The following is a 20,146-nucleotide window of genomic DNA, read 5'->3' as shown; positions in this document are numbered from 1 at the left end:
GGGTTTAGCCCTTCTGCAACACCCGGTTGCCCAGCGTCTCGGCGATCTGCACCGCGTTCAGGGCCGCGCCCTTGCGCAGGTTGTCGCTGACGCACCACAGGTTCAGACCGTTCTCGATCGTGCTGTCCTGCCGGATCCGGCTGATGAAGGTGGCGAAATCGCCGACGCATTCGATCGGCGTGACGTATCCGCCATCCTCGCGCTTGTCGACGACCATGATCCCCGGCGCCTCGCGCAGGATGTCGCGCGCCTCGTCCTCGTCCAGGAACTCCTCGAACTCGATATTTACCGATTCCGCGTGGCCGACAAACACCGGCACCCGCACGCAGGTCGCCGTGACCTTGATCTTCGGGTCCACGATCTTCTTCGTCTCGACCACCATCTTCCACTCTTCCTTGGTCGATCCATCCTCCATGAAGACGTCGATATGCGGAATGACGTTGAAGGCGATCTGCTTCTGGAACTTCTTCGGCGGCACTTCGTCCGTGGGGTTGTAGATCGATTTCGTCTGATCCCACAGCTCGTCCACGCCTTCCTTGCCAGCGCCGGACGTCGCCTGGTAGGTGCTGACCACCACCCGCTTGATCCTGGCGCGGTCATGCAGCGGCTTCAGCGCCACGACCATTTGCGCGGTGGAACAGTTGGGGTTCGCGATGATGTTCTTCTTGGAATAGCCCGTGATCGCGTCCGCATTCACCTCCGGCACGATCAGCGGCACATCCGCATCATAGCGGTAAAGCGACGAGTTATCGATTACCACGCAGCCCGCCTTGGCCGCGATTGGCGCGTATTTTTTGGTGGCCTCCGAGCCAATGGCGAAAAGCGCCATGTCCCAGCCGGTGAAATCGAACCCCTCGATGTCCTTGGTCTTCAAGGTCTTGTCGCCAAAGCTGACCTCTGTGCCGATGGACCGACGGCTGGCAAGCACCGCGATCTCGTCGACAGGGAACTGGCGCTCGGCCAGGATGTTCAGCATTTCGCGGCCCACGTTGCCCGTGGCGCCCGCGACGACGATTTTGTAACCCATCTTGGGAAATCCTCTTCGGTTCGGGTCTCTTTGCGCCGCTCATACCGCAGTGCAGCACGATGTTAAAGGGGCTGCACGTGGCGCGCGCAGGTCCTCATTTCGATATTTCTAGAAATATAGCTTGCAGCGAGCGGTCATTTCTATAATCCTAGAAATATGAAACAGACGATTCCCGACCTCGACCTTGCCCTCGCGGCTTCGACCTTTGCCGCACTTGGCTCCGAACAACGCTTGGCAGTGCTGCGCACCCTTGTCCGTGCCGGCCCCGAGGGCCTGCGCATCGGCGAATTGGGCGAGCGTGCGGGCGTCACCGGATCCACCCTGACCCATCACATGAAAATCCTGTCACAGGCCGGTCTGGTCCGGCAGGAGAAACAGGGCCGCAGCATCCTCTGCGCCGCCGTCGCCTATGACGAACTGCACGCATTGGCCGATTTCCTGCTGCGCGAATGCTGCGCCGACAGGGACCATTGCGCCCACGAGGACACCGAGGACCACGCCAATGGCTGACATCACCGCCCCCACCCTGCGCCGCAAGTGGGCCGGCCTCGACAAGGCCTGGCTGGCGCTGGCGCTGATCCTCGCCGCCGTTGCGGTCCTCGATCCGCCGCAATTCTGGCCCACGGTCACCTTCACCGCCGGCGCGCTGCTGCACACCGCGCCTTTCATCGTCTTCGCAGTCCTCGCCGTGGCCTACATGAAGGCCACCGGGGCCGAGACCCTGCTGGCCAAGGCGTTCGAAGGGCGGCAGGTGCGCATGATCTTCCTCGCCGCTGTGCTGGGCGGCCTTTCGCCCTTCTGCTCGTGCGAGGTCATTCCCTTCATTGCCGCCATGCTGGCCCTCGGCGCGCCTCTCGGTGCGGTCATGGCCTTCTGGCTGGCCTCGCCGCTGATGGACCCGGCGATGTTCCTGATCACCTCAGGCACCATCGGCTGGGACTTCGCCATGGCCAAGGCCGCCGCGGCGGTGGGCTTGGGCCTCATGGGCGGCTTTGCCACCATGGCGCTGGCCCGGTCGCCCCTTTTTGCCGACCCGTTGCGCGAGAACCGCCAGACCGGCGGGTGCTGCGGCGCGAAAAAGCCGTTCCAAGGCAGCCCTGTCTGGCGTTTCTGGGCCGAGGACGAGCGCACCGCCACCTTCCGCGAGAACGTTATCGATAACGGCTTCTTCCTGCTGAAATGGCTGACGCTCGCCTACGTGATCGAGGCGGTGATGCTGAAATACATCCCGGCCGAAACCATCGCCACGGTCCTTGGCGGCGACGGTATCAGCACGATCCTTCTCGGCGCTCTTGTGGGCGCGCCCGCCTACCTCAACGGGTATGCCGCCGTGCCACTGGTCGACGCGCTGCTGGCCCAGGGCATGAGCCAGGGTGCCGCCATGAGTTTCGTCATCGCTGGCGGCGTCAGCTGCATTCCCGCCGCCATCGCTGTCTGGGCGCTGGTCAAGCCACGTATCTTCTTCGCCTATTTCGGCTTCGGCATCACCGGCGCCGTGCTCGCCGGCATTGCGTGGCAGGCAATCTCCTGACCCTGCAACCCCCCTTCATTTCAACCACGCGGCGCGAGAGCTTCCCCGCTTTCGCGCCGTTTCCTCGTTTTTTCTTATCAAGCACACAAATTTGCCCCGATTTGTTGTCACATCGTGGACAATTCCGACATAATGTGCGGGATCAAGACCAATATGGTCTTAAGAAAACCTCGCTAAACGAGGGCAAGAGCAGCGACGGAGCCCCTGATGCTCGAGTTCGACAATGTCAGCAAGTCCTTCTGGACGGGCACGCAGCGCAAGGTGATCCTTGACCGCGTCTCGTTCCGGGTGGAACTTGGCCGCTCGCTCGGCATCCTCGCGCCCAACGGCACGGGCAAGACCACGCTGATCAAGATGATGGCGGGCCTTGAAAAACCCGACGAGGGCGAGATTCGCCGCGGCTGCCGCATCTCGTTTCCGCTGGGTTTCATGGGCGGTGTCATCAGCCGCGTCTCGGCCCGCGAAAACGCGCGCTACATCGCCACGCTCTACGGGCTCGATCCCGATTACGTCGAGGCGTATTGCCGCTATGTCTGCAATCTGGGCGAATATTTCGACCAGCCGCTCGGCACCTACTCGACGGGCATGAGATCGCGCTTCACCTTTTCGTTGATGCTCGCGCTGGATTTCGACATGTACCTCATCGACGAGGGCATGCCCAGTTCCACCGACGTCGAATTCAACCGGCGCGCGGGCGACATCCTTCGGGAACGACTGCGCACGACCACAGTGGTGATCGTATCGCACCAGCCCGCCACGCTCGAGAAATTCGCGCAGGAGGCCGCCGTCCTGATGGACGGAAAACTGCATATGTTCGACACCTTGGAAGAGGCAAAACAGCTCTATGACTATGAAACCCAAGGCTAGAAAGTTCCGCATCCGCCGCACCTCCGGCGGCAGCGCCCATGCCGCCTCCCCCGGCCCGGAGACCCCCGCCGAGGAGGTCCAGCAGACGCCGGACACCACGCCGCCGCAGCCCCCCGCGGACAGTGCCGACGCGCCCCGCCTGCACGAGGGCGAGGTGACATCCGCCCGAGAGGTTTCGGTGTCTCAGAACATCGATGACATCCGCAAGGAGGGCCTGACCGGGCGGCAACTGCGCATGGCGCGGCGCATGGCCCAGAAACACGGCCTCGCGCCGACATCCGACTTCGACGCGGTCCGCCTGCTGCGGGCCCGTGGCATCGACCCGTTCCAAGGCTCCAACATCGTCCAGCTTGTGTCGGCGGGGGAAAACACCCAGCCGGCCCAGACCGGCGGCGAGCGCATCCAACTACCCCAGACCGTGCCGGTAGGGCAGGTCGCGTTGCCCTCGACCGAGCTCAGCCCGGCCGACCGGCGCGCCCAGGAAATCCAGAAGATCCAGCGCGACATCGCCTCGCGCCGCCGCAAGAAGATGCTGCTGCTTGTCTCGCGGCTGGCGGCCTTCGTCATGCTGCCCACGCTGATCGCGGGGTATTATTTCTACAACATCGCCACGCCGATGTACTCGACCAAGTCGGAATTCCTGATCATCACCGCCGACGGCTCGGGCGGTGGCAAAGGGGGCCTCGGCGGTCTTCTGCCCTCGCAATTCGCCACCGGGCAGGATTCCATCGCGGTCCAGTCCTACCTTGAGTCCAAGGATGCCATGCTGCGGCTGAACGAGGATGTCGGCTTCAAGGCCATGTTCAGCAGCGACGAGATCGACCCGATCCAGCGGCTCGATCCCGACGCCACCAACGAAGAGGCCTACAAGGTCTACCAGAAATACGTGAAGCTCGGCTATGACCCGACCGAGGGCGTGATCCGGCTGGAGGTCGCCACCGCCGACCCCGAAACCAGCCGCGAGTTCTCTGAAAAGCTGATCGAATATGCCGAGGAAAATGTCGACTCGCTCAGCCAGGAGAAACGTTTCGACGCCGTGAAAACCGCCGAGGCCGCGCTGGAAGAGGCCAAGGAAGAACGCCGCGCGGCCCAGCGTCGGCTCGTCGAGTTGCAGGAAGGCTCGATCCTCGACCCCGAGGGCGAAATCGCCAATATCCGTCAGCTGATCGGCAACGTCGAATTGCAGCTCCAGGAAAAGCAGCTGGCGCTCAACACCCAGCTTGCCAATGCCCGCCCCAACACCGCCCGGGTCGAGGCGCTGCGCTCCGAGGTGCAGGTGCTGTCGCGCGAACTCGCCAAGCAGAACGCCCGCCTGACCGAGGCGACCGAGGAACGCACCTCGCTCGCCAGCCAGGCCGCCGAGATCCAGATGGCGCAGGCCGACCTCGCCACCTCAGACCTGGTGCTGCAATCCGCGCTGGAAACCAAGCGCCAGTCCGAGATCGAGGCGAACAAGCAGGTGCGCTACCTGACCGTCGCGGTGAAACCCGTCGCTTCGCAGGATCCCTCCTATCCGCGCAAGTTCGAGAACACTTTGCTTGCCTTCCTGATCTTCGGCGGTATCTACCTGCTCTTGTCGCTCACCGCGTCGGTGCTCAAGGAACAGGTTTCGTCGTAAGACATGAAAACAGTTGAAATCGCAGACCTGCGCGTCGGAAACGACGCGCCACTCACCGTCATCGCCGGCCCCTGCCAGTTGGAAAGCGCCGATCACGCCCAGATGATCGCGGGCCAGATGCAAGAGTCCTGCGCCGCCGCCGGCGCGCAGTATGTCTTCAAGGCGTCCTTCGACAAGGCAAACCGCACGTCTGTTACAGGCAAGCGCGGCCTTGGCATCGACGAAGGGCTGAAAGCGCTCCAGTCGGTCAAGGACGCGCTCGGCGTGCCGGTCCTGACGGATGTTCACCTGCCCGACCAATGCGCGCCCGCGGCCGATGTGGTCGATATCCTGCAAATCCCCGCCTTTCTCTGCCGGCAGACCGACCTGCTGCTGGCCGCGGGCGAAACCGGCGCCGCGATCAACGTCAAGAAGGGTCAGTTCCTCGCCCCCTGGGACATGCCCAACGTCATCTCGAAGGTCGAAAGCACAGGCAACACCCGCATCCTTCTGACCGAACGCGGCACCTCTTTCGGCTACAACACCCTTGTGGCCGACATGCGATCCCTGCCCCAGATGGCCGCCACCGGCTATCCGGTGGTGATGGACGCCACCCATTCCGTGCAACAGCCCGGCGGCCAGGGCGGCAGTTCCGGCGGCCAGCGCGAGTTCGCCCCCGTCATGGCCCGCGCCGCAGTCTCCCTGGGCATCGCCGCCGTCTTCATCGAGACCCACGAGGCGCCGGACACCGCGCCCTCCGACGGCCCCAACATGATCCCGCTGGATCAGATGCCCGCCCTCTTGCAGAGCCTCATGCAATTCGACAAGCTCGCCAAGGAACACCCCTGCCGCATTGATCCAACGTAAAGGTATTTCCGTGACCAAACCCGCTGCCGACGTGACCCAGAACACCTGGGAATTCCTCCGCGATCCGATGATCACGCCCACCGGGTTCCGCGAATACGACGCCCGCTGGAAATACCCCGACGAAATCAACCTGCCCGGCATCACCGCCCTCGGCCTCGGCCTCGGCACCCAGATGCGCCGTCGTGGCATCGACCCGGTGATCGCGGTCGGCAACGACTACCGCGACTATTCGCTCTCGATCAAGAACGCGCTCATCGTCGGCCTCATGCAGGCCGGCATCCACGTCAAGGATATCGGCCCGGCGCTCTCGCCCATGGCATACTTCTCGCAGTTCCACCTCGACGTACCCGCCGTCGCCATGGTCACCGCCTCGCACAACCCGAACGGCTGGACCGGGGTCAAGATGGGCTTCGACCGCCCCCTCACCCACGGTCCCGACGAGATGGGAGAGTTGCGCGACATCGTCCTGAATGGCGAGGGCGAGCCCCATTCGGGCGGCGGCTACGAATTCGTCGAGGGCGTGCGCGAAGCCTATCTCGACGACCTCGTCGGCGACTTCCGCATGTCCCGCAAGCTGCGCGTCGTCTGCGCCACCGGCAACGGCACCGCGTCGGCCTTCGCGCCCGAGCTGTTCAAGCGTCTCGGCGTCGAGGTCATCCCCTCGCACAACAGGCTCGACTACACCTTCCCCAACTACAACCCCAACCCCGAAGCCATGGAAATGCTGCACGACATGGCCGCCTCAGTGAAGGAGAGCGGCGCCGACTTCGCCCTCGGCTTCGACGGCGACGGCGACCGCTGCGGCGTGGTCGATGACGAGGGCGAAGAGATCTTCGCCGACAAGATGGGCGTCATCATGGCCCGCGACCTTTCCAAGCTGCACCCCAACTCCACCTTCGTGGCCGACGTCAAATCCACCGGCCTCTTCGCCGCTGACCCCGAGCTGCAGAAGAACGGCGTGACAGCCGACTACTGGAAAACCGGCCACAGCCACATGAAACGCCGGGTCAAGGAACTGGGCGCGCTCGCCGGGTTCGAAAAATCCGGCCACTACTTCCTGGCCGAGCCGGTGGGGCGCGGCTACGACTGCGGCATGCGAGTCGCGGTCGAGATCTGCAAGCTGATGGACCGCAACCCCGACATGTCCATGTCCGACCTGCGCCGCGCCCTGCCCACCACATGGTCGACCCCCACCATGTCTCCCCATTGCCCCGATACCGAGAAATATCAGGTGCTCGACCGGCTGGTGCAGAAACTCGTCGCCAAGCATGAGGCGGGCGACACCTTCGCCGGCCAGCCCATTAAGGAGGTCGTCACCGTTAACGGCGCGCGGGTCATTCTCGAAAACGGCAGCTGGGGCCTGGTGCGTGCATCGTCCAACACCCCCAACCTCGTCGTGGTCTGCGAAAGCGCCACGTCCGACGAGGAAATGCGCGCCATCTTCGCCGAGATCGACACCGTCATCCGTACCGAACCATCGGTCGGCGAGTACGACCAGACAATCTAGGCGAATTGGCTGCGCCACGCTGTCTTCGTTGATCGAGGACCAGCCCCAAAACTCAGGTTGAATTGGGGGCCAGCCCCCAACACCCGGAGTTTTTCCGCAACAGCGAAAGCCGCCTGCCTCTCATCCGTTATAGAATACCCTCGCCGAAGGCATCAAACCTTCACGCGCTCCGATTTCGGGTCGTACATCGGACGCAATGACGCCTCCGCCTTCACCCGCGTGCCCGCCACGTCGATCTCATAGCTCGAGGCCAGCACTTGCTCGGCGCTTTCCCCGGCGCAAGGCACATAACCCATCCCGATCGCCCCACCCAGGTGATGACCATACGCTCCCGAACTGAGGTAGCCCACGATCTCCCCGTCCCGCAGCACGGGCTCGTTATGATAGACCATCGGCTCGGGATCGGTCAGCCGGAACTGCACCAGTCGCCTGGCCAGCCCCGCCTCCTTCTTGCGCAGTACCGCATCACGTCCGATGAACGATGGTTTCGAGGTCTTCACCGCAAAACCCAGCCCGGCCTCCAGCACATGATCCTCGCAGGTGATGTCATGCCCGAAATGGCGGAAACCCTTCTCGATCCGGCACGAATCCATCATGTGCATCCCGCAAAGCTTCAGCCCATGCGCCTGCCCCGCCTCGTATAGCGTCTCGAACACATGCCCCGCCATATCGGCACCAACGTAAATCTCCCAGCCCAGCTCGCCGACGTAGCTGACCCGGTGCACCCGGGCCAGCCCCATGCCCAGCTCGATCTCCTGCGCCGTGCCGAACGGGTTCGCCGCGTTGGAAAAATCATTCGGGCTGACCGCCTGCATCAGTTTCCGGGCGTCCGGCCCCATCACCGCCAGCACGCCTTCGCCTGCCGTCACATCGGTGATCACGACGTTGAAATCGCCCCTGTTCCGCGCCATCCAGGTCTGGTCCGCCAACCGCGTCGCCGCCGGCGTCACCACCAGATACGCCGTCTCGCTCAGCCGCGTCACCGTCACGTCCGCCTCGATCCCACCTCGGTCATTCAGGAACTGGGTATAGACGATCTTGCCATTCGGTACCGAATAGTCACCGCCGCCGATATGGTTCAGAAACGCCTCCGCATCCGGCCCCTCGACCCGGATCTTGCCGAAGCTCGACATGTCGTACATGCCCACGCCGGTGCGGATCGCATGATGCTCGGCCGCGGCATTCTCGAACCAGTTCTGCCGCCCCCAGCCATAGCGGTACTCCCGCTCCTGGTCGTTCTTGGCGAACCAGTTCGCCCGCTCCCACCCGGCGATCTCGCCCATCACCGCGCCCTGCTTCAGCAGGTGATGATGGAAGGGCGACCGCCGCACCCCCCGCGCCGTGCGCTTTTGCAGGTATGGAAAGTGATCGGCGTACAGCAGCCCCAGCGTCTCCTTCGACCGCTCAAAAAGGTAATGCCGGTTCCCTTGGAACGGCTGCATACGGGCAATATCCACGTCGCCCAGATCGAACGGCTTCCTGCCGCTGTCCATCCACTGGCTCAATGCGTGCCCCGCGCCCCCGGCACTCTGAATACCGATCGAGTTGAACCCGGCCGCGACCCACACATTGTCCATCTCGGGTGCAAGGCCCAGATGATACGCGTCATCCGGCGTGAAACTCTCCGGCCCGTTGAAGAACGTATGAATCCCCGCCTCCGCCAGCATCGGCATACGGTTGACCGCCGCCTCCAGGATCGGCTCGAAATGGTCGAAATCCTCGGGCAGCTGGTCGAACTCGAAACTGTCGGGAATGCCGTTCATCCCCCAAGGCTTGGCGTTCGGCTCGAACGCGCCCAGCAGGATCTTGCCCGCGTCTTCCTTGTAATAGGCGCATTCGTCCGGCACCCGCAGCACCGGCAACTGCCCCAACCCGTCGATGCCCTCGGTCACGATATAGAAATGCTCGCACGCGTGCAGCGGCACGTTCACGCCCGCCATGCGCCCCACCTCATGGCCCCACATGCCCGCGCAATTCACGATCATGTCGCAGGCGATATGGCCGGTCTCTCCGCCCGCGTCGGCGGCCCAGTCCACGCCCGTCACCCAGCGGCCGTCTCGCGCGATGCCGGTGACCTTCACCCGTTCCTTCACCAGCGCCCCGTTCTGCCGCGCGCCCTTGGCCAGCGCAAGCGCGATATTCGCCGGGTCGGCCTGCCCGTCGGTCGGCAACCAGACACCCCCGGTCACGCCATCGAGGTTGATATGCCCGTATCTCTCCTTGATTTCTTTCGGTGAAAGCTCTTCGACCGGCACGCCAAAAGCCCGCGCCATGGCCGCCTGCCGGTTCAGCTCCTCGCGCCGCTCCGCCGTCAGCGCGACCGAGATCGACCCGCCCTGCCGCAGGCCCGTCGCCACGCCTGTCTCTTCCTCCAGCCCACGATACAGCTCCGCCGAATACCGCGCCAGCTTCGTCATGTTGGCACTTGCCCGCAGCTGCCCGATCAGCCCCGCCGCGTGCCATGTCGTGCCGCTGGTCAGCTGCTTGCGTTCCAGCAGCACCACATCCTGCCAGCCCAGCTTGGCCAGGTGATAGGCCACAGAACAGCCCACCACACCGCCGCCGATAATCACCACGCGGGCGTGCTTCGGAAGGTCACTCATTCCCTGTCTCCTTGAACGAGGCGTAAAGATTTTGCCACTGGTTGGTCATCGGCCCCACCGTGCGCCACTCGACGTGCAAGTCATCGCGCTCGAAATGCCGGTCGAGCCAGTCCTCGACCGCCCGTGGCCGCGACATCGAAAAGTTGCTGGCCCCGATCTCGAACAGCGGCAGATCGGCGTCGATCTCGCAGGCGCGCCCGAACTCGTCCCTGGCCTGCACCTGCAAGCGGTACCGATCCGGCGGCACATGGCTCAGCGAAAGTTTCAGCACATCCGTCGACCCGAATGATCCCTCCTGGATCGCCGCCGGCGCCTCCGGCACATCGGGCGTTCGGTTCCAGTCGAAGTCGACCGTCACACCGTCCAGCGCGGCCCGGTCCCGGCTGGCCAGGTCGGCCTCCCTGATCGTCAGCCATTCCACGGTGATCGCCGGTTCCAGAAGGTACGCCATCTCAGCGTCGTCACTTTCGTCCGGGATTTCCTGCGCGCGCGCCGCGACCATGATATTCAGCTGGACGCCCTCGGCCTCCTGTTCGTTTTCGAACGTCTTCCACAGGACGAACTTCGCATGGCTCACCTCGAAATCCAGCCGCCCGAACTCCTTGGCCTCATAGCGGAAGCGCCCGCTTGCCGGGACCATGCCGGGGGGAAGCGTGGCGTCGGTCATACGATCTCGTGCCCCGCCGCCTGCAAGCATCGCGCGATCTCGGCAATATGCGCCGGGCCGATCTCGCAGCATCCACCGACGATGGTCGCCCCCTGCCCGACCCAGCCCATGACATATTCGGCATAATCCAGCGGCCCCATGTCCTTGCGCTGTTCCAGCGCGTCAACGGTGGGCGCATCGCCCAAAAACCCTTCGCTGATCTCCGAGAACCCGTTGCCATAGGCGCCGAACGGCACGCCGAACCCCTTGATGACCTCCAATGCTGCCCCAATCGCCTCGGGGCGCGAACAGTTCACCAGCACCGCGTCCGGCGCATGCTTGGCCACGGTCTTTGCCAACGCCTCCACCGGCTCGCCCGAGCGCAAGCGCGTGCCGTCGTGATCGTCCACGCTCACCGCCAGCCACACCGGCAGGCCCTGCCCCGTCACGGCCCTCAGCGCGCCCTCGGCCTGGTCCACCGACGACATCGTCTCCAGCAGGAACAGGTCCACGTGGTCCTTCATCAAACCGACCGGCTCGGCATACATCTTCGCGGCCTCGGCAGGGGGCGGGCAGGTCTCGGGCTTGTAGGACTGCACCAGCGGCCCGATGGCCCCGGCCACACGGCCCTTTCCACCGCTCGCCGCCCGGGCCCGGCGCGCGGCCCGCACCGCGGTGTCGGTCAGCTTCCCGATCTGGTCCTGCAACCCGATCCGCTCCAGCCGGTCGCGCAACACCGCATAGGTGTTGGTCGTGGCCACCGTGGCGCCGGCGGCGAAGTATTCCAGGTGCACCTCGCCCACCAGCTTGGGATGGTCGATCATCACCTGGGTCGACCACAGCGGCGTCGCCCGGTCGCCGGACCGTTTCACCAATTCCTGTCCGATCGAGCCGTCCAACAGCGTTACCTGTGCCATGTCTTTCCTTTCGCGCCCGTGTTCAGATGTCGATGCCGTCCGGGATCAGCACCAGCTTCCCGGCATGCCGCTTCGACATGAACTCTTCCTGCGCCCTGTCAATCTCTCGCATCGGAAACGTCTTGGCGATCAGCGGCTTCACGGCGCCCTGCCGCACCATCTCGACGAGCCGGGAAAAGACCGCGCGCGACTGGAAGGTGCAGCCGTGGATCGTGATATCCCGCAAATAGATGCGCCGCAGGTCCGCCTCCACCACCGGCCCCGCGATGGCCCCCGCCACCGCGTAATGCCCGCCCGGCCGCAACGCGTCGATCAGCGCGCCCCAGCCCGGCCCTGCCACCAGGTCGATCACCGCGTGAAAGGTATCGGCGGGCGGCACATCGTCCCGCCCGATCACCGCCACCGCGCCCGCGTCACGCACGCATTCGGCCTTGGGTGCCGAGGCCACGCCGGTCACCTCCGCCCCCAGCGCCGTGGCCAGTTGCACCGCCGCCAACCCTACGCCACCGGAGGCGCCGGTGATCAACACCTTCTGCCCGGCCGCAACCCCGGCCCGGTCCAGCAGCCCCGCCGCCGTGCCAAAGGCGCAGGGGATCGCCGCCAGTTCCACGTCGCTCAACGGCGCGTCACTGACATCGAACAAATCTCCCTCCGGCACCACGCAATATTGCGCGAACGCCCCGTCATATTCCGAGCCCAGCGCCTCGAACCCCACCGGGTTGTCGTCGGTCGGACGCGGTTGGTTGATCGGGCAGATCACCCGCATCCCCTTTGCCACCGCGCTTACGCCTTCACCCAGCTCCACGACCTCACCGCACAGGTCACCGCCCTGGATCAGCGGAAAGTCCAGCGCCCCGGACCAGCCGCCCGCCTCGACGCCGTCCTGCAATTCTCCGGTCGCGCCTGTCACATCCGCCGAATACCACCCTTCGCGCGTGTTGATGTCGGTGTTGTTCACCCCCGCCGCCAGCACCCGCACCAGCGCCTCTCCCGGTCCAGGCCGCGGAACCGGAATATCCTCGCGCCACTCCAGCGCCTCGGGCCCGCCGTGACGGGTCAGGTAAACGCCGGACATGGTCTCGGGAAGGGTCATCGTGCCGCCGTACCCCTGTCGAGGTCCTTCAGCCCCAAGAGCACCGCCGCCCCGACCATCAGCGCACCCGAGACACGGTTGATCCACACCCCCGTCAGCGCCTTCACACGCCCCAGCGTCCGTGTCGCCGCCCAGCCCCACAAGAGCAGCACAAGACCGTCCACCACCAGGTAGGTCACGCCCAGCACCAGCAATTGCGGCAGGATCGGCGCACCCGCGTCGATGAACTGCGGAAAGAGCGCCCCGAAGAACACCACCGCATAGGGGTTGGCCGAGGAGGTGACAAAGCCCTGCCGGAAAAGCCGCCCCGTCGCCACCGCCTCCGGTGCCTCGGACGCGCCCCGCGTCAGCATCAGCCGCAACCCGATCCAGACCAGGTACGCCACCCCGGCCCATTTCACGACCCACAGCGCATCGGCATTCGCCGCGATCACCGCCGTCAGGCCAAAGGCCGCCAGCGTCATCTGCACCGCGTTGGCGCTCAGGTCGCCCGCAACCGTCGCCAAGGACCGGCGCAGCCCGTGCCGCAGGCTGTTGGAAATGATCAGCAACTGGCTCGTATCCGGCGGCGTCAGGAAAAACGCCGCCAGGACGCCAAGATAAATCAGGTAGGTCTCGATGCTCATCCTTCGTCCTTTCGCGTTCCCGTCCCGGGCTTGACCCGGGACCTCTAGCTCATGCCGTCAGTCTAGCATTCTCCGGATCCCAAAGCGGCTGATCCGGCTGCACGACCGCTTTGCGCCGCTCGCCATAGATCTCCACTTCCAGCTCCGTGCCAGCCTCTGCCACGTCCGTCCGCAGCATCGCCAGCGCCACGCTGGCATTCACCCGGTAGCCCCAGGCGCCGCTCGTCGTCTCGCCCACGATCTCGTCCCCGCTCCAGATCGTCGACATGTAGGGCGCATCCGCCTCTCCCGCGTCGATGATCAGCGGCGCAAAGGCCTTCTTCCGGCCCTGTTGTTTCTCCGCCAGCAGCGCCGCCTTGCCGGTGAAATCGTGGTCCTTGTCGAACTTTACGAACCGCTCCAGCCCGACCTCCAGCATCGAGTAATCCGTGCTCAGGTCGCCCTTCCACGCCCGATACCCTTTCTCGATCCTCAAGCTGTTCAGTGCATACATCCCGAAGGGCTTCGCCCCTGCCTCCAGAATGGCCTCGTAGATCGCCGGCATCTCCGCGTTCTCGGCATGAACTTCCCAGCCCAGCTCGCCGGTGAAACTCACCCGGATCAGGAACGCGGGCCGCCCCGCCACCGTACAGTGCTGATGGCTCAGCCACCCGGCCTCCAGATCCGCATCGCTGATGCCAGCCAGCACCTCGCGGCTCTTCGGCCCCGCCACCAGCAACGCCGACCGCTCGCGCGTCGTCTCCGTCACGGTCACGCCCTGCGGCACGCTGTTGCGAACCAGTTCGCCGTCATGCCACTGCGCCGTCGCCGCGGTGATCAGAACGAAGTCATTCTCCGCCAGCCGGATACAGGAAAACTCCGTCACGATCCGGCCTTTCGCGTTGGCAACGTAAACCAGGTTCATCCGCCCCACCTTGGGCAGCCCCCCGGTCACGAAACCCCGCAGCCAGTCGTCGGCCCCCGCACCCTGCACCCGGAAGCGAGAGAACCCCGGCAGGTCCAGTACGCCGCAGGCATCGCGCACCGCCTCGCATTCCTCGCGAATGCGCTGCTCCCACGGTCCTTTGCGGTTCCACGTATGCGTGCTTTCCTCAGACGTATCATCATCGGGTTGGGCGAACCAGTTCGCCCGCTCCCAGCCATTATACGCCCCCATCACGCCGCCCAGTTCCAGTACCTTGCCGTGGTTTGGCGAAAGCTTCTTGTCGCGCCCGGCGGGCCATTCATGCCACGGGAAATGCATGGCGTATTCGTTGCCATAGACCTCCATCCCCTTGGCCACGCAGTAGTCGTGATCGGTGTAGTCGGTATATCGGCGCGGATCGACCGCCCACATGTCCCACTCTGTCGCGCCGTCCACGATCCACTCGGCCAGCACCTTGCCCGCGCCGCCCCCCTGCGCAATCCCGAAAGTAAAGACGCACGCCTCGAACGCGTTCTTCACTCCCGGCATCGGCCCCAGCAGGGGCAGCCCGTCGGGCGCATAGGGGATCGGTCCGTTGATGATCCGGCTGATCCCCGCCGTGGCCGCCACCGGCACACGCTCCATGGAATCCGCCACGATATCCTCGATCCGCTCCAGGTCGTCCGACCAAAGCTGGAAACTGAAATCCTCCGGCATCGGATCCGATGGCTCGACCCAATGCGCCCGGCAATTCGGTTCGTAAGGTCCGATGTTGAACCCGTGCTTTTCCTGCCGGAAGTAATAGGACACGTCCACGTCCCGCAACAGCGGCAGCTTGCGGCCCGTTTCCTTTGAATGCGCCTCGATCTCGGGGATCTCGTCGGTCAGCACGTATTGATGGCTCATCACCATCATCGGCACGGTCCGCCCGCCATAGGGCTTGAACCATTCGCCCACCGTCTGGGCATAATACCCGGCCGCATTCACCACGTAGTCGCAGGCGATATCGCCCTTGCCGGTATGCACGATCCAGCCGTCACCGTCCGGCGTCACGCCCGTCGCCGGGCAGAACCGCGCAATCGTCGCACCCATGTCCCGCGCGCCCTTGGCCAGCGCCTGCGTCACCTGCGCGGGGTCGATATCGCCGTCGTTCGGGTCATAGAGCGCGCCCACGATGTCATGCGTCTCGATGAACGGATACCGCGCCTTGATCTCGTCGGGCGTCAGGATGTCCAGGTCCATCCCCTGGTGCCTGCCCATGCCGCGGGCGCGTTCGAACTCCTGCATCCGCTCCCTGGAATGCGCCAGCCGGATCGACCCGGTCTGGTGATAGTTCATCGGATAGTCGACCTCGTCCCCCAGCCGGGCATAAAGCTCGGTCGAGTACCGCTGCATGTTCATGATGCCCCAGCTGGTCGAGAACGTGGGCACGTTCCCCGCCGCGTGCCACGTGCTCCCCGCGGTCAGCTCGTTCTTCTCCAGGAGAACGCAGTCGCTCCACCCTTTCTTCGCCAGGTGATAGAGCACCGAGCACCCCACGACGCCCCCGCCGATGATGACCACTTTCGCCTTTGTCGGCAGATCAGCCATAATTCTTGCCTCCCAAGTAAGACGGCCACCAGCGCGCCGCCCGTTTTCCATCATTCCCGTCCGCAGTGACCGCCCCGGCAGCCCGGCCAACGACGCACCAGGGCACGTCCCGGCTCACGCCTGCCTCGTTTGCGGCAACCCGTCCGCGATGTCGTAATAGTCGCCCTTGTCCGCGACAAAGATATGCCCCGCCATCGCCCCGCCCGAGGGCGCGTTGATCAACCCGGCTTCCAGGCTCGTCCAGCCCTCGGGATCCTCGAACCACAGCTTCGTGCCGCAGCCTCCGCAAAAGGCGCGCACCGCGCCGCTGTCATGGACGAACCGCGTCACGTACCCCTGCCGGACCCAGCGCAGTGGCACATCGTCCACGTCCACGCTGGCGGCGTGGAAACCCGAATACTTCCGGCACTGACCGCAATGGCACGCCGTCACCGGCCCGGCTTCACGGTCAAGCTCGAAGGCGTTCGCGCCACACAGACAGGACCCGGTGATCATTTCTGCGGAACCCCGTCCGCGATCTCGTAGTAATCGCCCTTGTCGGCGGTGAAGATATGCTTCTCCAGCCGCAGCCCCGTAGGTCCGTCCAGCGCCCCCAGGGCAAAGCTCATCGTGTCCTCGTCATGCGCCTTCCAGAACAGGAACGCCCCGCAGGTCGCGCAGAAGCCCCGCTTGGCCTGCGGCGTCGCCTCGTACCACGTCACCTCGCCGGTGATCTCCAGGTCCGTCTCCGGCACATAGGCCGAGGACCACACATGCCCCGACTGTTTGCGGCACTGCCCGCAATGACAGGCCGACACCCCCTGCGGCACGCCCGTCACGTTGAACCGGACATTCCCGCACAGACAACTTCCCTCAAGCATTCTCACCTCCACTGAACCGCTCGAACTGCGGCAGCCCGTCGCCGATTTCGTAATAATCGCCCTTGTCCTCCAGAAAGACATGCGCCGTCATCTTCAGCCCATGCTCCGGCTCCAGCGATGCGGCGGCAACCACCGTGCGCGGCGCATCCTCCGGCTTCCAGAACAGGCCGGACCCGCAAATCCTGCAGAACCCCCGCCGCGCCGTCTCGCTGGACTGGAACCAGGCCAGCCCATCGTCGCGCTCCATCACCAGCCCTTCGTCCGCCACCGAGGTCGCGGCCCAGTAAAACCCCGACTGCTTGCGGCACTGCCCGCAATGGCACCCCAGGATGTCCCTGGCCTTGCCCTCCAGCCGGAACGCCACCGCTCGGCACAGGCACGCGCCCTTGATCATCTCACGCCCTCCCCGGCGTCGAAGCCGCGCCCAGCAATACGCCGTAAACCACGAAACACGTCGCCAGCCCTCGGCGCAGCCACACGTTAAACACCGCCCCCAGCGCCGCGCGGCCCAGCCCAGCGCCAAGCACGGTATATCCGATGTAGCTCAGCGCGGTCAGGCTCAGGGCCGTGGGAAAGATCACCCACATCTGGCTCCAGATCGGCACGTCCGGCTGCACGAACTGGCTGAACGCCGCGAGGTATCCCGCCACGCTCTTGGGGTTGATCGTGGCGATGGCAAAGGCCCGCCAGTAGATGCCGCGCCCGTCCGGTTCGGCCACCACCACGCGGCCCCGCACCATGATCCAGCCACGTATCCCGAGATAGATCAGGAACCCGGCCCCGATGAATTTCGCCACCTGGAACGCTTGCGGTGAAGCCGCGATCAGCGCCGTCACCCCCGCCGCCGACAGCGTCAGGAACAGCGCCGCCTGCGTCAGGATTGCCGCCACCCCCCACAGGCTGCGGCGAAACCCCAGCGTCATGCCGTTGGTGATGCAATTGACCGCATTCGGCCCCGGCGTGGTCACGAACACCACCCAGAAGAGCGCGAAAACGGTCCATCCTTCCAGGCTCATGCCATCCCCCTCAATAGACCGGCGGCGCGATCACCCAGATCGCGACGCACGGTTCGTCATAAGGGTTCGCCCAAGCATAGGTCTCGTGCCGGATACGGAAACTGTCTCCCGGCCCGACGGTAAACTCCTGTCCGCCAATGCTCAGGTCCAGCCGCCCGGACACGACGTAGCCCACCTCCTGCGTCGGCCGCGTGGCGGGGCGCTGCATCTTCGATCCGGGCCGGAACGTGGAGTGGATCACCTCGAAATCGTCGCTCAGGTCCGGCGACAACAATTCCTCGAGCAGCCCTTCCTCGCTCGACCCCATCCGCCGCCGCGAGCCCTCGCGCACGATGATGCCCTGCTCTTCCGCCGGGGCGCTGGCATGGGCGAACAGGAACGACATCGGCACGTCGAACGCGCCCGCAATCGCCCGCAGGTCGGAAATCGACGGCTCGGACAGGTCCCGCTCCACCTGGCTCAGCCAGCCCACCGACCGGCCCAACGCCTGCGCCATATCGCTCAACGTCAACCCCCGCGCCTTGCGCAAGGCCCGCAGATCGGCCCCGAGGCTGCGCATGGCGGAAATCTGGCTCTGTTCCAAAGGGCACTCTTCCCGTGAAATTCTTCCGTCAATTTTCACGCTGCGCGAGTCTCGTGAAAAAATCAATCAAAATTTCACTGCACCCGAAATACGCCCGCCGGAGGGGTATCTTATGTTTCAGCACGTCCCGGAGTGACCCGGGAAGTGCCACGTTAGAACGTATATAAAACGGAGGATACTATCATGGCAAAATCACATCAGCGCCACAGCACGATTTCTGAATGGATCGCGGATCGGCAAGAGGTTTGACTTCGTAGGTCCCGCACCCGCCCGGCATATAGAGTGTCGGGCGGCTCTCGGCCCAGAGCGGTCCTTCATGGTATATGTTGCGAAGGTTCGGTCATCTCCAATCCAGTACAGGCATCACGACCGGCCCCCCAATTCCACGGCGTTCGGTGGTACCGCTCCGGGCAACAAGTCGCGTCAGGGAATTATTTCCAACTCGGCTATTTTGTCTCCTTCCAGACGGAACAGATACCGCAGATCGACCGGGCTCCCCGGAAAATTGCCGACGAGATGGCTGGTTACGATAGTACGACCGCCTTCCTCGGTCAGCGAGAATGGTTCCACGGTATAGGTGTATTGCGTTGAGGCGTTGGACATCCACTGCCGGATCGCCTCCCGACCCTTGTACGTATTGCCTTCATCGACAACGATCGCGTCATCGGTAAAGCATTCCGCTATCGCCTGCGCGTTGCCCTTTTTGTCGGCCGAGAAGTACTGGGCGATCACTGCCGGTAGTTCGAGTTTCATCATCATTCTCCTGTTGCGGTCCAAGGCGCGACAACCCTCTGACCGCCGCGCCAACAGATAATCTAAGTGAGGATGAAAATTCGATAATAGGGATAAAACAACACGTGGAATTCCAGAATTCGGGATAATCAGTCTGCCGGACCTCCCTCGCACATTATCCCGAATTTCAAGATAGCGCGTGCCATTTAATCCATGTTTTCTAAACACACGACGTCCCTTAAATTTTCCAGAAAGCAACATTCAGCAATAAATCTGGAGCTCAGATCATGACCGATTTTCTCAATCTGACTGGTAAGCGCGCACTCGTGACCGGGGGCACCCAAGGTGCCGGAGCCGCGACTGTCGAACTGCTGCAAACGCTCGGCGCAAAGGTTCTGACGACCGCGCGCTCGCGCCCTGAGCGGATGAATTCAGACTCATTCGTCGCCGCAGACCTGACGACACCCGCAGGCTGCAAGACGGTTGCCGATGCGGTCCGGGCAGAACTGGGCGGCATCGACATCATCGTCCACATGGTCGGCGGGTCATCCGCGCCGGGCGGCGGCCACGCGGCACTCGATGACGATCAATGGCAAATGGAACTCGATCTGAACCTCTTTCCTTCGGTCCGGCTCGACCGGTTGCTGGTGCCCGAAATGGTGGCCCAAGGTCACGGTGTCGTCATCCACGTCACCTCGATCCAGCGCGTCCTGCCTCTGCCGGAGGCCACAACAGCCTATGCCGCCGCCAAAGCCGCTCTTTCGGCCTACAGCAAGAGCCTATCCAAGGAGGTCTCTCCGAAAGGCGTCCGGGTCCTGCGCGTTTCTCCCGGCTGGATCGAGACCGAGGCATCGGTGCGTCTCGCCCAGCGCCTCGCAGAGGAGCAAGGAACCGACTACGAGGGTGGCAAGCTACTCATCATGCAGTCGCTTGGAGGCATCCCCATAGGCCGCCCGACAAAACCCCAGGAGATCGCCAGCCTGATCGCCTTCCTGGCGTCAGACCGCGCGGCCACGATCACGGGGACCGAGTACACTATCGACGGCGGGACAGTTCCGACAGTCTGAGCGCCTGCCCCTTGCCGCGTCGGACACCATGATTCCGGCGTCGGGCCGCATGGCCAACTTGCGGCGTTGCATCGTCCATTCCGGTGAACGGTGAAACCACCAACGGTGGTCTG

The 20,146-nt window shown here is 64.3% G+C and carries 20 protein-coding genes; 7 read left to right on the top strand and 13 right to left on the bottom strand.

Annotated features, from left to right (window positions below):
• Positions 1-4 precede the first annotated feature (4 nt).
• Positions 5-1,027: an aspartate-semialdehyde dehydrogenase gene (locus ACQY4V_RS19510; protein ID WP_428514594.1), complete on the bottom strand. Its 1,023-nt coding sequence runs from the start codon at positions 1,025-1,027 to the stop codon at positions 5-7.
• Positions 1,028-1,183: 156 nt separating this feature from the next.
• Between ACQY4V_RS19510 and ACQY4V_RS19505 the strand changes: the two genes are divergently transcribed.
• The 6 genes from ACQY4V_RS19505 to ACQY4V_RS19480 all read left to right on the top strand — a co-directional run bounded on the left by ACQY4V_RS19505 (position 1,184) and on the right by ACQY4V_RS19480 (position 7,396).
• A complete protein-coding gene (locus ACQY4V_RS19505) occupies positions 1,184-1,537 on the top strand; it encodes an ArsR/SmtB family transcription factor (protein ID WP_428514592.1) in 354 nt (117 codons plus the stop codon).
• Positions 1,530-2,558, top strand: coding sequence for a permease (locus ACQY4V_RS19500; RefSeq protein ID WP_428514590.1), 1,029 nt, complete (start codon positions 1,530-1,532; stop codon positions 2,556-2,558). The genes ACQY4V_RS19505 and ACQY4V_RS19500 overlap by 8 nt, the downstream gene beginning before the upstream one ends.
• 207 nt (positions 2,559-2,765) lie before the next feature.
• Positions 2,766-3,425: an ABC transporter ATP-binding protein gene (locus ACQY4V_RS19495; protein WP_152496683.1), complete on the top strand. Its 660-nt coding sequence runs from the start codon at positions 2,766-2,768 to the stop codon at positions 3,423-3,425.
• On the top strand, positions 3,403-5,043 hold the full coding sequence (locus ACQY4V_RS19490; protein WP_428514587.1) for a capsule biosynthesis protein: 1,641 nt from the start codon (positions 3,403-3,405) through the stop codon (positions 5,041-5,043). The genes ACQY4V_RS19495 and ACQY4V_RS19490 overlap by 23 nt, the downstream gene beginning before the upstream one ends.
• A gap of 3 nt (positions 5,044-5,046) precedes the next feature.
• Complete coding sequence (gene kdsA, locus ACQY4V_RS19485; RefSeq protein WP_428514585.1) at positions 5,047-5,889, top strand: 3-deoxy-8-phosphooctulonate synthase; 843 nt, start codon at positions 5,047-5,049, stop codon at positions 5,887-5,889.
• 10 nt (positions 5,890-5,899) lie between these two features.
• The gene (locus ACQY4V_RS19480; protein WP_428514583.1) at positions 5,900-7,396 is read left to right on the top strand and encodes a phosphomannomutase/phosphoglucomutase; all 1,497 of its coding nucleotides are present in this window, start codon (positions 5,900-5,902) and stop codon (positions 7,394-7,396) included.
• 152 nt (positions 7,397-7,548) lie between these two features.
• On the opposite strand, the gene ACQY4V_RS19475 is transcribed toward ACQY4V_RS19480, so the two are convergent.
• The 12 genes from ACQY4V_RS19475 to ACQY4V_RS19420 form a co-directional block, all read right to left on the bottom strand.
• Positions 7,549-9,999 carry a GcvT family protein gene (locus ACQY4V_RS19475; protein ID WP_428514581.1) on the bottom strand — a complete coding sequence of 817 codons (2,451 nt, stop codon included), beginning with the start codon at positions 9,997-9,999 and terminating at the stop codon, positions 7,549-7,551.
• Entirely contained in the window at positions 9,992-10,666 is a 675-nt protein-coding gene (locus ACQY4V_RS19470; protein ID WP_428514579.1) for a hypothetical protein, read from the bottom strand. The genes ACQY4V_RS19475 and ACQY4V_RS19470 overlap by 8 nt, the downstream gene beginning before the upstream one ends.
• On the bottom strand, positions 10,663-11,562 hold the full coding sequence (locus ACQY4V_RS19465; RefSeq protein WP_428514577.1) for a homocysteine S-methyltransferase family protein: 900 nt from the start codon (positions 11,560-11,562) through the stop codon (positions 10,663-10,665). The genes ACQY4V_RS19470 and ACQY4V_RS19465 overlap by 4 nt, the downstream gene beginning before the upstream one ends.
• A gap of 22 nt (positions 11,563-11,584) precedes the next feature.
• The gene (locus tag ACQY4V_RS19460; RefSeq protein ID WP_428514575.1) at positions 11,585-12,655 is read right to left on the bottom strand and encodes an alcohol dehydrogenase family protein; all 1,071 of its coding nucleotides are present in this window, start codon (positions 12,653-12,655) and stop codon (positions 11,585-11,587) included.
• A complete protein-coding gene (locus ACQY4V_RS19455; RefSeq protein WP_428514573.1) occupies positions 12,652-13,281 on the bottom strand; it encodes a LysE family translocator in 630 nt (209 codons plus the stop codon). Before ACQY4V_RS19455 ends, ACQY4V_RS19460 begins: the two co-directional genes overlap by 4 nt.
• A 49-nt stretch (positions 13,282-13,330) precedes the next feature.
• On the bottom strand, positions 13,331-15,775 hold the full coding sequence (locus ACQY4V_RS19450) for a GcvT family protein (RefSeq protein ID WP_428514571.1): 2,445 nt from the start codon (positions 15,773-15,775) through the stop codon (positions 13,331-13,333).
• Positions 15,776-15,889: 114 nt separating this feature from the next.
• Positions 15,890-16,270, bottom strand: a complete 381-nt coding sequence (locus ACQY4V_RS19445; RefSeq protein WP_428514569.1) for a GFA family protein — start codon at positions 16,268-16,270, stop codon at positions 15,890-15,892.
• Positions 16,267-16,635 (bottom strand): GFA family protein, encoded by a 369-nt coding sequence (locus tag ACQY4V_RS19440; protein WP_428514567.1) that lies wholly within the window; start codon positions 16,633-16,635, stop codon positions 16,267-16,269. Before ACQY4V_RS19440 ends, ACQY4V_RS19445 begins: the two co-directional genes overlap by 4 nt.
• Entirely contained in the window at positions 16,628-17,029 is a 402-nt protein-coding gene (locus ACQY4V_RS19435) for a GFA family protein (protein WP_428514565.1), read from the bottom strand. The genes ACQY4V_RS19440 and ACQY4V_RS19435 overlap by 8 nt, the downstream gene beginning before the upstream one ends.
• A 1-nt stretch (position 17,030) precedes the next feature.
• On the bottom strand, positions 17,031-17,651 hold the full coding sequence (locus tag ACQY4V_RS19430) for a LysE family translocator (RefSeq protein ID WP_428514563.1): 621 nt from the start codon (positions 17,649-17,651) through the stop codon (positions 17,031-17,033).
• 10 nt (positions 17,652-17,661) lie between these two features.
• Positions 17,662-18,210 carry a helix-turn-helix domain-containing protein gene (locus tag ACQY4V_RS19425; RefSeq protein WP_428514561.1) on the bottom strand — a complete coding sequence of 183 codons (549 nt, stop codon included), beginning with the start codon at positions 18,208-18,210 and terminating at the stop codon, positions 17,662-17,664.
• A gap of 447 nt (positions 18,211-18,657) precedes the next feature.
• A complete protein-coding gene (locus ACQY4V_RS19420) occupies positions 18,658-18,987 on the bottom strand; it encodes a nuclear transport factor 2 family protein (RefSeq protein ID WP_428514559.1) in 330 nt (109 codons plus the stop codon).
• Between the two features lie 266 nt (positions 18,988-19,253).
• Here ACQY4V_RS19420 and ACQY4V_RS19415 point away from each other — a divergent pair, with 266 nt between their 5' ends.
• Positions 19,254-20,033, top strand: coding sequence for an SDR family oxidoreductase (locus ACQY4V_RS19415; protein WP_428514557.1), 780 nt, complete (start codon positions 19,254-19,256; stop codon positions 20,031-20,033).
• Positions 20,034-20,146: the final 113 nt, after the last annotated feature.

Source organism: Roseovarius sp. (assembly GCF_965277045.1).
GTDB lineage: Bacteria > Pseudomonadota > Alphaproteobacteria > Rhodobacterales > Rhodobacteraceae > Roseovarius.
Note: the sequence above shows the minus strand (reverse complement) of the source record. Positions and strands in the feature narration are given on the sequence as shown.